At 42.9% G+C, this 13,920-nt stretch carries 14 protein-coding genes; 4 read left to right on the plus strand and 10 right to left on the minus strand.

All coding sequences use genetic code 11. The features are described from left to right. From GUA46_RS06600 to GUA46_RS06640, 8 genes are all read right to left on the minus strand, one after another. On the minus strand, positions 1-351 hold the full coding sequence (locus GUA46_RS06600; RefSeq protein WP_176619809.1) for a DUF4260 domain-containing protein: 351 nt from the start codon (positions 349-351) through the stop codon (positions 1-3). Next, a complete protein-coding gene (locus GUA46_RS06605; protein ID WP_176619810.1) occupies positions 352-1,104 on the minus strand; it encodes a cyclase family protein in 753 nt (250 codons plus the stop codon). 85 nt (positions 1,105-1,189) lie between these two features. Next, positions 1,190-2,338, minus strand: coding sequence for a radical SAM family heme chaperone HemW (gene hemW, locus GUA46_RS06610; RefSeq protein ID WP_176619811.1), 1,149 nt, complete (start codon positions 2,336-2,338; stop codon positions 1,190-1,192). Between the two features lie 7 nt (positions 2,339-2,345). Further along, complete coding sequence (ruvC, locus tag GUA46_RS06615; protein ID WP_108246410.1) at positions 2,346-2,897, minus strand: crossover junction endodeoxyribonuclease RuvC; 552 nt, start codon at positions 2,895-2,897, stop codon at positions 2,346-2,348. Position 2,898: 1 nt separating this feature from the next. Beyond that, a complete protein-coding gene (locus GUA46_RS06620) occupies positions 2,899-3,378 on the minus strand; it encodes a hypothetical protein (RefSeq protein ID WP_176619812.1) in 480 nt (159 codons plus the stop codon). 44 nt (positions 3,379-3,422) lie between these two features. Next, entirely contained in the window at positions 3,423-4,559 is a 1,137-nt protein-coding gene (locus GUA46_RS06625; protein ID WP_176619813.1) for a tetratricopeptide repeat protein, read from the minus strand. 10 nt (positions 4,560-4,569) lie between these two features. Beyond that, the gene (locus GUA46_RS16820; protein WP_229418456.1) at positions 4,570-6,387 is read right to left on the minus strand and encodes a M56 family metallopeptidase; all 1,818 of its coding nucleotides are present in this window, start codon (positions 6,385-6,387) and stop codon (positions 4,570-4,572) included. Further along, a complete protein-coding gene (locus tag GUA46_RS06640) occupies positions 6,384-6,746 on the minus strand; it encodes a BlaI/MecI/CopY family transcriptional regulator (RefSeq protein WP_176619814.1) in 363 nt (120 codons plus the stop codon). The genes GUA46_RS16820 and GUA46_RS06640 overlap by 4 nt, the downstream gene beginning before the upstream one ends. A gap of 133 nt (positions 6,747-6,879) precedes the next feature. Here GUA46_RS06640 and GUA46_RS06645 point away from each other — a divergent pair, with 133 nt between their 5' ends. Next, complete coding sequence (locus GUA46_RS06645; RefSeq protein ID WP_176619815.1) at positions 6,880-7,392, plus strand: DUF456 domain-containing protein; 513 nt, start codon at positions 6,880-6,882, stop codon at positions 7,390-7,392. Here the strand turns inward: GUA46_RS06645 and GUA46_RS06650 are convergent. Both GUA46_RS06650 and GUA46_RS06655 read right to left on the minus strand, forming a co-directional pair. Next, positions 7,389-7,943 (minus strand): nitroreductase family protein, encoded by a 555-nt coding sequence (locus GUA46_RS06650; protein ID WP_176619816.1) that lies wholly within the window; start codon positions 7,941-7,943, stop codon positions 7,389-7,391. The genes GUA46_RS06645 and GUA46_RS06650 overlap by 4 nt on opposite strands. A 47-nt stretch (positions 7,944-7,990) precedes the next feature. Continuing rightward, positions 7,991-8,878: a LysR family transcriptional regulator gene (locus tag GUA46_RS06655; protein ID WP_176619817.1), complete on the minus strand. Its 888-nt coding sequence runs from the start codon at positions 8,876-8,878 to the stop codon at positions 7,991-7,993. 218 nt (positions 8,879-9,096) lie between these two features. Here GUA46_RS06655 and hutH point away from each other — a divergent pair, with 218 nt between their 5' ends. Genes hutH through GUA46_RS06670 form a run of 3 tightly spaced genes read left to right on the plus strand, consistent with a single transcriptional unit; the run spans position 9,097 to position 13,917 of the window. After that, complete coding sequence (gene hutH / locus GUA46_RS06660; protein ID WP_176619818.1) at positions 9,097-10,674, plus strand: histidine ammonia-lyase; 1,578 nt, start codon at positions 9,097-9,099, stop codon at positions 10,672-10,674. Position 10,675: 1 nt separating this feature from the next. Beyond that, positions 10,676-11,902, plus strand: coding sequence for an imidazolonepropionase (gene hutI / locus GUA46_RS06665; protein WP_176619819.1), 1,227 nt, complete (start codon positions 10,676-10,678; stop codon positions 11,900-11,902). Between the two features lie 11 nt (positions 11,903-11,913). Further along, positions 11,914-13,917 (plus strand): urocanate hydratase, encoded by a 2,004-nt coding sequence (locus GUA46_RS06670; RefSeq protein WP_176619820.1) that lies wholly within the window; start codon positions 11,914-11,916, stop codon positions 13,915-13,917. Positions 13,918-13,920: the final 3 nt, after the last annotated feature.

Here is a 13,920-nt window from a genome sequence, read left to right on the forward strand (position 1 = left end):
TTACTTGCCTATTTCACCCAAATGGGTAAACCTGAATCCCTTGTCAAATTTTAATCCGTAGCCAAAAATTCGGTCCAACGCAGAGTGCGAAAACAGAATTATCCCTATCAATTGGCATAAAGGTATGGAAAAGTAGATGCCCGTTAAATAGAATATAATGGCAACCCCCTTATGATGGAACAGGTTATAACAAAAGGCGCCGGCCTTATCTCCGAAAAGGTAGCCTACCATACCGATATCGGGGGTCAAAATCAACACTATAAACCACCACCAAGCATAGTCCAATAGACTGAACAGATAAATGCCAAAAGCAAACATCATGGCTTCTTCCAGTTTTAGGGTCGTCTTCATTTAGTTGTCTTCAATTTTAAAAAGTACCGGCCTGCAAGGACTTGCATCGTTCTCAAAAGGCGCTACTTGCAAGTTTAAGAAATAGGTGCCGTCCTCCACAGGGTTAGGAACATAAATAAATTCCGTAATGGTCGCTTTCGTCCTTGGCTTGCCAGCCATGTTCCAAAAAGCTTTGTGCGACAACAATTCCCCTCCATCCCTTTCCTTATCCACCGATGGAAGGTCGACCAGTAAGTGTTCCACTCCTTTTTTCACCAGATACTTGGCTGCATTCTCCATGAGGTAAGGTGGATTTGAATCTGAGTATCTTTTGGACTTTTTGTCCCCTAAATTCGGCAGGGTGCGTATCACTACGGCTTGTCGTTTTTTGTTTCCCAAGGCATATTTCAATTGCTTTTCGGAGATAATAAAATCACCGTTCAATTGTTCGGGTGCCACTGTGATCACTTCCGCCAAAAAGAAGAATTTCTTTAACCTTTTATTGATGGAATTGAACTCTTCTGATATATGTCCCAAACATTCGGTATGTGTTACATGCGAATGAGGGTTGAACCAAATATCGTTGAAATTGGTGGATGCTCCCTCGGTTACCTTGCCCACAAATCCATCCTCTTCGTGCGGTGTGATTTTTGGCGGGTCCAAATACCACGCATTTACGTTTTTGTCGCCACCTTTGAGAGGAATGGAGATATCAAGCGGTTTGGCCAGGTCTATTTTATAGTTTCGGGAATTGTGTTTTATGGTGGCAATCAAATTAGGTTTCTTTTAAACTTTCCTTATGTTCCGGGAATTAATTCTACTTTATTTCTTCCTGCTCGTATGCAGGACCGACAATTTACTACTTTATGTTAAGCATAAAAAGGTCCGATGCAATTCCATCCGCCAAAAACTTACCTTTTTTGGTGGTGAGCAATTTTCCATCTCTGATTAGCAGTAGTTGCTGTTCCAGAAATTTGGATGATTGTTGGTTGATGTACCTCAGATAATTTTCTCCAAATTCACTTTCTATTCTAGCCAAATCCACGCCCCAAATGGTCCGTAGGCCCGTCATTACATATTCGTTGTACCTATCTGTCATGGAAAGTGTCTCAATTTCCATGGGCAATTTGTCCTCTTCGATTTTTTTGATGTAGGTCGGGTTGTTCCGTATGTTACAGCTGCGATGTGTTCCATCAAAAGAATGAGCCGATGGCCCAACGCCCAAATAAGTTTTGCCCAACCAATAGGCAGTGTTGTTTCTGGAGAAATAATCAGGCTTGCCAAAGTTGGAAATTTCATAATTGACAAATCCTTCAGCTTCCAACATATCCACCAGAATATGAAACTGTTCTTGAGCCTGCTCATCGTCCACATCGGGAACGACACCTTTTTCTATAAATGTTTTTAGGGCGGTTCGGGGTTCGACCGTTAGTGCATAGCTGGAAATATGGGGCAGGCCAAAATCCAACGCTTTTTGGATGTTGGCCTTCCAACGGTCATTATCCATCCCTGGGATTCCATAAATCAAATCGATGGTAATGTTGTCGAAATATTGTGTTGCCTTTTTGATGCATTGCTCCGCTTCACCGGCATTGTGGGCACGGTTCATCAATTTTAAGTCTTCATCAAAAAAAGATTGGACACCGATACTTAAGCGGTTAATTCCTGCCTTTTTATATTCCGAAAAGCAATCTCTCGACTGCGCTCGAGATGACACCAAATCATCCGGGTTAGCTTCCAAAGTGATTTCTGGACTGTCAATTACTTTATAATTGTCGTAGACTGCCTGAATCAAAAATTCAATTTCATCATTGGATAAAACCGACGGCGTTCCACCACCAAAATAAATGGTCTCGACCTCATCAATGACCTCCGATTTCCGTAAAACCAGTTCTTTGGCAATGGCATTGACCATGACTTCCTTTTTACCCAACTGTGTGGAAAAATGAAAATCACAATAGTGGCACGCTTGTTTGCAAAAAGGGATGTGAATGTAAATACCGCTCATTCAATCGTCACTTAATCTTATCAGGATTTTGTTTGATAAAAGCCTCCCAACCTGTATAACTTTTACCGACCTCTACCCTGCCCTCATTGTAGAAATGACAAACGGCGGCGGCCAGACCATCGGTACTGTCGAGATTTTTAGGCAAACTTTTCAGTTTTAAGACACTTTGGAGCATCCGGGCCACTTGTTCTTTACTGGCATTTCCATTGCCCGTGATGGCCATTTTAATCTTTTTGGGCATATACTCTGTGATTGGTATCTCTCTGGATAATCCTGCCGCCATTGCCACACCTTGGGCACGTCCCAATTTGAGCATGGACTGTACATTTTTTCCATAAAACGGGGCTTCGATGGCGATTTCATCGGGGTGATAGGTGTCGATGAGTTCCAACGTGCGTTCAAAAATAAGTTTGAGCTTGGTATAGGGGTCATCATACTTTTTCAGCATCAACTCGTTCATCTGCACAAAGTGTATTTGTTTGTTGATGACCTTAATGATACCGAAACCCATAATCGTGGTTCCCGGGTCTATACCCAATATGATTTTTTCTGTTGCCAAATTAGTTGGTGTTTAATACCAGCGGAAGCCTAAACCGCAAACCTACGGGGTTTCCTCTTTTCAATGCAGGGGCTACGGTAGTCAAATCGTTCAAACGTTCAGAGATTTTGGTGTTGAAATCCGATATTTCATTGAGTACCGATGTTTTTTCTTCCACGTTCAACACCGAAATAAAACCGTGCTCATCAATCAGAAAATCAATATAAACGGTATCGTTCATATCGTTTCGAGCTTGAAACTTGAGTCCGGCCAAAGCTTCGGAAAAATATTCGGTGATCACATTTTGGAAACACTCCTGTTGAGCATCTTTGGGAGCGGTTTCGTCACAATCATCGAAAAGTGGATATTGATCCACATCGTTCCAATCGATGGCCATAAGTTCCTCGTTCACCAATTTTTGGGTCTTGTCCTCCTTAGACTCGAACAGCTCGCAGGACACGAGCAACCCCATAAAAATGATTAACAAAACAAACTTCTGCATGACAGCCCCTAGAATTTGGCTGAAATTACGACATTTTGAAGAAATCAGTTGCCGGCAAAATGGATTTCCTCCTTTATTTCGGAAATACGGTTTTGTGCCCGTTCCTTGAGCCAAGGAACTATATCTGGATACATATCCAATAACTTTTCGTAATAGTTTAAACTAGTTTTAGGGTCTTTGTAGTATTCATCTGCCAAAATACAGATTTGGTAATAGTTGTAATAATTGTCCTTGTTCTCTTTCCAAGCTTTTACATAGTAATCCATGGATTTTTTGGTATGTCCTTTTAATCGGGCTATGCGGCCAAGGTCGGCATATTCCTGTGGAAATGTAGCCATTCGCTCCTCAATGGATCTTTCGATATAGTATTGGGCACTGTCCAGTTGTTTTTCTTCAAAAAATACATCCCCCAAACCAATGTACGCTGCTGCAACTTTACCTGGAAAGCCGCTTAATTTGTGATAGGCCTCCAATGCCTTTTCGGGTTCCCAGTTTCGGAAATAACTAAAGGCCAATTTTTCATAAACAAAAGGCTTTTGCTCCCCCAATTCCAATAATCGTTCGAAATGGGGAATGGCTAATTGAAACTGTCCGTTATTAAAAAAAGCCAATGCCTTTAAATTGATCATGGCCACATCGCTCTCGTAAAAGCGAAGTCCCTTATCAATATAGACCAAGGCTGAATCCTTTATTTCTTGACCTACATAATACTTGCCCAACGCATAAAGACTCCGTAAATGGGCACTGTCCATTTCCACGGCAGCCTTGAATGCCCTATTAGCTCTATCAGCTTTATCCAAGGATTCGTAGGTTCTTCCCAAGTAATAGAAATACTCAGGATTCTGTTGTTCCGATGATGTCAAAACCTGAAACATTTCCATGGCGGACAAATAGTTTTTGGTTTTCAACAACAGTTTGCCCAATTCAAAGCGTGCCAATTCCAATGAAGGGTTATTGTCCAAAATAGCTGTATACTGCGCAATGGACTTATCATAATTCCCTATGGCATTGTAGGCCCTAGCAATCTGAAAGTTTGCCTTTTCACCCCCTTCCTTTGCATATGCATTGATGGCCGATGTATAGTTGCCCAAAGCAAACAAACTATCCGCTACCGACAAAGCCGATGTTTGTGCACCGGCTTTAAAAAGTATAAACAGAAAGAGAACAAATGTCTTTTTCAAATTGAGTTCCTTATTTTAATTTAAATGTGATGGGAATGGAGAAAATAACATCGGCAGGTTTTCCATCCTGTCTGGCAGGTACCATTTTTGGCAATCTGGAAATGATTCTATGTGATTCTTGTTCTAAAATAGGACTTGGCCCCTTGGATTTGATATCCACGATATCTCCATCCGCATTTATACCGAACATAATGGCCACTCTCCCCTGTATTCCTTGTTCTTGAGCCTCTTTCGGATAATTAAAGTGCTTACGGATATGGTTTTGGACATTCTCCAAGAAGCAGGCCCTTTTGTCCGCAGCACTTTCACAGCCAGGAAAAATGGGTGCCTCATCGATGGCAGTGAATGGTACCCAACCATCTACGCGCTCACCAAATTTTTGAATCTCTTTGTTCAATTCATCGTCATTATTACCTTGTAGCCTGAATGTTATTGGAATCGAAAAAGGAACCTTGACCGTCTTACCTTCGTGTTTGCCCGGTTGCATTTGTGGCAACTTGGATAAGATACGTTCGGTTTCTTTCTCTAGAAGTTCATGAGGTCCCCTCATATTGATATCGACCACATTCCCCTGCTCATCCATTATGAAAATAGTACTTACCCTGCCTTGAATACCTAAAGCTTGTGCTTCATCAGGATAATTAAAATGTTTACGGATGTGTGCTTGAATTTTTTCTTGGAAACAATCCCTTTTATCTACGGCATTTTCACAGCCTGGAAAAACAGGCACTTCATCAATAACCGCAAAGGGAACTCCCACACCTCCAGAAGTTTGGACACCAGCTTTCACGGTCCATCCATCAACTTCTTTAGCAGACCTGTTCATACGATCAAGCATAGTTTGGGCCATTTTAGCAATTTGATTTCGTTCCTTCTCGCTAAGGGAATCCTTTTCCTCGATTTCATTATTCAACTCCACCAAACGCTCCTCTAGAGAAAGTTCAACATTGGAATCGGCTTCTGAACTCGAATCTTTTTCGCAAGAAGAATAAACCAGCATTCCTAAAACAAGAGGCAAGAGCAATACATATTTTAACTGCCATACGGCCTTGGATTTGTTTTTTTGTAACATGACTATTCGTTTTTTGATTAGTGATTTATTAAAAAATTGATTGACAAAACTGATATTCTGTGTTTGGAATGCTTCGGACAATAGCATCTCGAAATGTGCGGCCTTGTTTTGTTTTACGGCCTTTTCATCTGCAATAAATTCATGAAGCTCGGCAAGTCTACTTTGGTAGATATACACTAACGGATTGAACCAGAAGACGATTCGGGCCAGCTCAAAAAAGAGCAAATCCAAGGTGTGCCATTGTTTTACATGCACCAACTCGTGAGCCAAGATGTTGACTTCCTTGTCCTTTTTGATTTCCTCGCCCATAAAAATGTTTCGGAAAAAAGAAAAAGCAGAAGTACTCTTGGGAACGGTGACCTTGGTAAACTCTTTAAAATTCTCCACAACACTTTTATTTCTAAGCCTTACAAGTTGAATTAACTTGTACGCAAACCAAATGGCAGCCAAAATGCTTCCAGCCCCCAAAACCAAATACGGCCATGGAATACGTTCCAGAAAATTTGTTTGTTCAGCACCGGGACCCAACACCACACCGTTCAATTGGGATAGAAATACTGTTGTGGTTTCTAATTCCTCTGGCATAATGGTCTGTAGGGCCTGAATCTTTACCCAAGGCAATATTAGGGACAGCGCAAACGTACCCAAGAGGTATACACGGTTCCATTGAAAAAAGGTCTCTTTCTTTAGAAAAAGGTCGTAAGTCAATAAAAAGACCAGCTGAAACGCCAAGGATTCCAAGATATAGGTAATCATTTCTCGTTGTCTTTAATGTTCTTCATAATGTCTTCGAGTTCCTTCAAGCTGATATCGTTCTTCTTCATAAAAAAGGATACCATACTCGTAAATGACCCTTGGAAATACCCATCCATCAGGGTATTCAAACGTTGATTGCTGTACTCTTCCTTTTTCATCAAAGGAAAGTACACATGTCCCTTCCCTACCTTCTCATGGGACACGAATCCTTTGTCCTCTAAAATTCTAATAATGGTTGACACGGTATTATATGCCGGTTTGGGTTCTGGGAGTTCGTCCAAAATTGCGGCTACATTTCCTTTTTCAATTTTCCAAAGGAGCTGCATTACCTCTTCTTCTGCCTTGGTGAGTTGTTTCATTTTCAACTAATTTTTTAGTTCAATACAAAACAAATATAACTAAATATTTAGTTTAAACTAATTTTTTAGTTCAAAAAATAGATTTTGTTTGTAACAATAGTCCGCTACATTTGTCTAACAGTAAAACACTTCCATGGATATTGCATTGCTCATTTTGGGGTTTCTTCTGATGCTGGTCGGTATACTGGGCAGTTTTTTGCCCGTTTTACCCGGGCCGCCCATTAGTTGGGTCGGACTACTTTTGCTCTACTTGACCAAGGCGGTACCAGATAATTGGTGGATTGTTGGAATCACGTTTGTACTCGCAATTACCATAACCATTCTGGATTATATAATACCAGCCATGGGCACCAAACAGTTCGGTGGCACCAAAGGAGGCATGTGGGGTACTATGATAGGGCTTTTAGTGGCCATCTTTGTACCTATTTTTGGTCCGTTCGGCATCATCATATGGCCATTTATTGGTGCATTGGTGGGAGAATTATTGAACAAGGCCAATAAAAAAACCGCCCTTAAGGCGGCTTTTGGTTCGTTTTTAGGTTTTTTGACGGGCACTTTTATGAAGTTTGTGCTTACGGTTGCTTATGCCGTTTTTTACGTTTACATAGCCATCAAATACGCGGGAGAACTTTTCACGTTTAGTTAGTCAAACCACTCCACTTTATCGGCAATCGGGGTTCTTGCGGATGGTATTACATCACCCTCGAAATATCCTATGTAGAAGAAGCCCAAACATTTTTCTCCCTCATTCAAATCAAAGAATTCGTCCATAAACTTGATGAGACCGGGTGAAGACCAGTAACTTCCTATGCCAAGTTCGGTGCAGCACAACCACATATTTTGTACCGCCATGGCCGTAGATGCGATTTCCTCCCACTCGGGCAAACTCTCTTTTGGGTCTCGTTGCATACAAATGGCAATTACAGCTCCCGAGCTGGACGGATTGAACTGTAATTTTTTAATGGTCATCTGTTTTGGGTTCGGGTCCACTTCTTCATATTTGTTCGAGAGGAAAATACCCAATTCCTGTTTCTTCTCGCCAGTGAGGACTTTAAAGCGCCAAGGTTCTGTTTTCTTGTGCGTAGGAGCCCAATTGGCTGCTTCCAAAATCTTTTCCAAGGTTTCCTTGGCGATGGGCTTGTCTATATACTGCTGAGGAAAAATACTTCTTCGCTCCTTGATCAAATCAAATATCATACTACTTATTTATGTTGAATCCAAAGTTACACTCCAAAAGGTTCACATCATAATTTCATGAGCAAGTCCATACATTTTTGAAGCGCGGGGTTTCTATTATCCGTCTTCCATACCATGCTTAGCACCGCCCGTTGTTTAATACTTTTCATTTCGATGAACTTGACCTTCATCTGGAACCCATATTGAAGCGTCGTTGGTACAATGGCAATGCCCAATCTGTTCTCCACCAATTTGAAAATGGTCTGTGCATGCACCGATTTGTGCGACACATTGGGAACAAATCCACTGTCCTCACAAATACTGAGCACCGTATCGTAGTACATCGGGCTGTAATCCTGGGAAAAGAGGATAAAATCTTCATTCGCCACTTGATCGATGTTCTTAAAATCGGCTTCATCCAAAGGATGTCCTACTGGCAGTACCAAAGAAAAAGTGTCCTCAAAAACCGGTTTCACATCCAATCCTTTCGGTACCCGTGACAGTCGCACAAAGCCCAAGTCCAAACGGTCCGCCAATATCGCACTGATTTGGGCACGGTTGGAAAGTTCCTCCAAAGTGGTATGGACTGTTGGGTATTTTTCCTTCAATCCCAGCAATAAATTGGGCACCACATTTTGCATGGCCGAACCCAAAAAACCGATTCGCACCTCCCCCAATTGCCCTTCTCCTATAAGTTTTATCTGTTTTTTGGTCTGCTCCAGATGATTTAAGATAAACTCGACCTCCTTTTTTAAAAACTCCCCCGCAGGAGTCAGGCTAACCTTTTTCTTGTCCCGAACAAACAATTGAGTATCCAAAATCTCCTCCATTTGTTTGATTTGGGTACTCAAGCCGGGTTGGGAAATAAACAATTTTTCAGCCGCCTTTCTATAATGGAGTTCTTCGGCCACGGCCAAAAAATAGATGAAATGTCGAAGTTCTATTTGATAATTCATACTTATTGATTGTTACAAAAATAAGTATTGGTAATTATTAAACCTAATTGATACTTTTGAATAACCGTGATTAATCATCTAAACAAAAAGCTGTCAGGTCGAGCGCAGTCGAGACCTTATTTTTAAACTTTGAGTCGCTTAACTTCTCGACTGCGCTCGAAGTGACAGCCAAACACCATTGATTTCAATTAATCCTTGGGTAATTTAATTTCAACAACATGGCGATAGACCGAACATTTCAATTTGGTGAAGACCATTTAACCGCAAGCATAGCTTTGGGTATGGCCCATGGTTCCATAAAAGGTATTCTTACCGATGAATGCCTGCAACATGTAAATGCCAGTCATCAACGTGTACAGCGTATCGTTGAAAAAGGCGATACCGTGTACGGCATTAATACAGGTTTTGGCCCGTTGTGCAGCACTAGAATATCCAAGGAAGACACCAAAATCCTTCAATCCAATATATTAAAAAGTCATAGTGTGGGAGTGGGCGACCCTATTTCCACGGAATTGGCAAAAATCATGTTGATTCTAAAAATCCATGCCTTAGCAAAAGGGTTTTCGGGGATTGCCGAAACCACCTTGCAACGCATGCTTTGGCATTTGGAAAACGATGCCATTCCCGTGGTTCCCTCTCAAGGTTCGGTAGGGGCTTCTGGCGATTTGGCCCCACTTTCACATCTGTTTTTACCATTGATAGGTTTGGGAAAAGTAGCATACAACGGAAAGATCATCCCAACCGAGGAATTATTCCAAAAAACGGGATTACAACCTTTGGAACTGGGACCAAAAGAAGGACTTGCCTTAATCAATGGCACCCAATTTATCGCTGCACATGGAGTGATGGTGGTTCATAAACTGCAATATTGTTTACGGCATGCGGACATTATCGGCGCTATGATGTTGGAAGGACTTCAAGGTTCCATGAAACCCTTTTTTGAGGAGCTCCATCAACTCCGTCCTTTTAAAGGAAACCAACACGTAGCGGGCAGAATCCGTACCCTGCTTCAAGGTTCTGAAATTCTAGAAGACCATATCGATTGTGAACGGGTGCAGGACCCCTACTCCCTGCGTTGTATGCCTCAGGTACATGGAGCTTCTCGCAATGCTTGGTTACACTTGAAAGAATTATTGGAAATCGAGCTCAACTCGGTGACAGACAATCCTGTCATCATAAATGATGAATTGACCATCAGCGGTGGAAATTTCCACGGACAGCCCTTGGCCATGGCATTGGATTATGCTGCTTTAGCCGCTTCGGAAATTGGAAACATCTCCGACCGACGCATCTATCTGGCGCTGGAAGGCAACAGCCCCGGTGTCCCCAAATTATTGATGAACGACACGGGCATCAATTCGGGTTATATGATCTTGCAATATACCTCTGCGGCATTGGCCAGCGAAAACAAGAGCCTTTGTTTTCCCGCTAGTGCGGACAGCATTCCCACCTCGTTGGGACAGGAAGACCATGTGAGCATGGGGTCCATCAGCGGTAGAAAAGCGCTCAACATTATTGAAAATGTAGAGAAAATCCTCGCTATTGAACTATTGACCTCAGCCCAGGCATTCGAATACAGGAAACCTTTAAAATCGGGTGTTCTATTGGATGAAATCCATACATTCTTGAGAACCAAGGTTGCCTTTGCCGAGAACGACCGTGTTTTTGCGGACGATATTGAAAAAGGAATCGAAATCATTCAAAACAGGGAAATCATTGATTTGGTAGACCGTGTGATGGACGAAAAACAACTGAAGTGGAACGCACCACATCTTGATGAATTTGAAACATACTAAAATGAACAGACCACTTTTAATAGGACCTTTTACCCAATTGATACCCATGACGAACCTCCCCTTAAAAGGAGCACTGAAAGATGAACAATTGACCATCATCGAAAACGGGGGCATTTTGGTTTCCGAAGGAAAAATTCTCAAAGTCGGTGTTTTTGATGATTTAAAATCCGAAGATGTCGATGTGCACAATATCGAAGGCCAACATGTTTGCCTGCCCGGATTTATAGACTCGCACACCCATATATGTTTTGGCGGAACGCGTGCCCGTGACTACGCTTATCGAAATGCCGGAAAAACCTATTTGGAGATTGCAAAAGCAGGTGGCGGTATTTGGGATACCGTGACCCAGACCCGAAAGGCATCACAACAAGAATTGGTTGAAGGTATTGTTTCCAGAAGCCAAAAACATCTCAAAAATGGGGTCACTACTATCGAAGTGAAAAGCGGTTATGGCCTTTCTGTGGATGAAGAACTTAAAATGCTTCGCGCCATCAAACAGGCCAACGAAACCTCAAACGCAACCTTGGTCCCGACCTGTTTGGCAGCCCACATGAAGCCGAAAGATTGGGATCAGGACAAGAATTATTTGGACGTCATCATAAATGAATTGTTCCCGATCATCAAAACCGAAAACTTGGCCAAGCGCGTGGATGCTTTTGTGGAAGAAAGTGCTTTTTCACCGGAGGAAATCAAACCGTATTTTCAAAAAGCAAAGGAAATGGGATTCGATATTACCGTACATGCCGACCAATTTACCACGGGAGGCAGCCAAGTAGCCGTAGATTTTGACGCGGTGAGTGCCGACCATTTGGAAGCCAGTACCGAAAAAGAAATCCAACTGTTGGCCAAAAGCAACACCATTGCAACGGCGTTGCCCGGGGCATCCATCGGTTTGGGTTGTGCCTACACCCCTGCCCGTAAAATTTTGGATGCAGGCGGTGCTTTGTCCATTGCCAGCGACCACAATCCAGGGTCTGCGCCCATGGGCGACCTGTTGACCCAGGCCAGTATTTTGGGAACTTTTGAAAAACTCTCCAACACCGAAGTACTTTCAGGAATTACGTTTAGAGCCGCTGCCGCTTTGCGTTTGGCAGACCGGGGAAAACTGGAATCAGGGTCACAGGCAGATTTTGTGGTTTTTCCAACAGATAATTATCAGGAGATTACCTATCACCAAGGGCAATTAAAGCCAAGCCAAGTTTGGAAAAAAGGAACGCCCATCCACTAATACATTGCATCATGACCGAATTTCAGCAACAAATAGTACAAGGCATACCCGATCAGCTTCCCACAAAAAAAGCCTATCCCAAAAATGGGAATCCAGCTCCAAAGCGTAAAGACATTCTTTCCAAAGAGGAGAAAAAACTGGCCGTACAAAATGCGCTTCGTTATTTTCCCGAAGCTTGGCACAAAGAACTTGCTCCTGAATTTACGAAGGAACTCAAAACCTATGGCCGCATTTATATGCATCGGTTTAAGCCCGATTATGAAATGTATGCCCGACCTATTTCGGAATATCCTGCTAAAACGCATCAGGCAGCAGCCATCATGCTGATGATTCAGAACAATTTGGATCCTGCCGTGGCACAACACCCCGAAGAATTGATTACCTACGGAGGCAATGGGGCGGTTTTCCAAAACTGGGCACAGTACCTGCTCACGATGGAATATTTGGCAGAAATGACAGAGGAACAGACCTTGAACATGCATTCTGGGCATCCAATGGGTCTTTTCCCATCATCCAAAGAAGCACCAAGAGTAGTGATTACCAACGGGATGATGATTCCCAACTACTCCAAACCCGACGATTGGGAACGTTTCAATGCCCTTGGCGTTACCCAATACGGACAAATGACCGCAGGTTCCTACATGTACATTGGACCACAGGGCATTGTGCACGGAACCGCCATTACGGTCATGAATGCGTTCCGAAAAGTGTTGGAGAAAAACGAATCCCCCGAAGGCAAGATTTTCTTGACAGCTGGACTCGGCGGCATGAGCGGTGCCCAACCCAAGGCTGGGAATATTGCAGGAGGCATTACTATTTGTGCGGAAGTCAACCCCGAAGCTGCCAAAAAACGCCACGACCAAGGTTGGGTGGATGAACTTTTGGTGGATTTGGACCTGTTGGTCGTTCGTACGAAAGAAGCCATTGAAAACAAAGAAGTGGTTTCCTTGGCGTACATCGGCAATGTGGTGGATGTTTGGGAACGTTTTTACGAAGAGGATATTTTTATCCATTTAGGTTCCGACCAAACCTCGTTACACAATCCTTGGGCGGGCGGTTATTATCCCGTTGGACTTTCTTTTGAAGAATCCAACGCTTTGATGGTGGAAAATCCAGATACATTCAAGGAAAAAGTACAGGAATCATTGCGAAGACAAATCAATGCCATCAACAAACACACCGCAAAGGGTACCTATTTTTTTGATTATGGCAATGCCTTTTTATTAGAAGTTTCTCGAGCGGGCGGCGATGTGATGGCTGAAAATAATATCGATTTCAGGTACCCCTCCTACGTACAGGATATTTTGGGACCCATGTGCTTTGACTACGGATTTGGACCCTTCCGATGGGTCTGTACATCTGGTGACCCAAAGGACCTTCAAAAAACGGATGCCATAGCCCTTGAAGTCATGAAAAAGATAAAATCCGAAGCTCCCGAAGAAATCCAACAGCAGATGCAGGACAACATCAAATGGATTTCGGAAGCGGAACAGAACAAATTGGTGGTGGGCTCACAAGCTCGAATCCTTTATGCCGATGCCGAGGGACGCAGTAAAATTGCGGATGCCTTCAACACAGCTATTGCCAAGGGGGAAATCAGTGCTCCCGTGGTGTTGGGACGCGACCATCACGACGTAAGCGGAACGGATTCGCCTTTTAGAGAAACCAGCAATATTTACGATGGTAGCAAGTTCACCGCCGATATGGCCATTCAAAATGTGATTGGCGATAGTTTTAGAGGTGCGACTTGGGTCTCCATCCACAACGGTGGCGGCGTTGGCTGGGGCGAAGTTATCAATGGTGGGTTTGGTATGGTGCTCGACGGTTCCGAAGAAGCTTCTAACCGTTTGAAGAAAATGTTGTTTTTTGATGTGAACAATGGTATTTCCCGCAGAAGCTGGGCGAGGAATAAAGAAGCGCGCTTTGCCATTGAACGAGAAATGGAACGCTCCCCTGATTTAAAGGTAACTTTGCCGTATCTTGTAGATTCCGATATTTTGGACCATCTTTTTTAATGT

The sequence above is a fragment of the Flagellimonas chongwuensis genome, assembly GCF_013376415.1.
Taxonomy (GTDB): domain Bacteria; phylum Bacteroidota; class Bacteroidia; order Flavobacteriales; family Flavobacteriaceae; genus Flagellimonas; species Flagellimonas chongwuensis.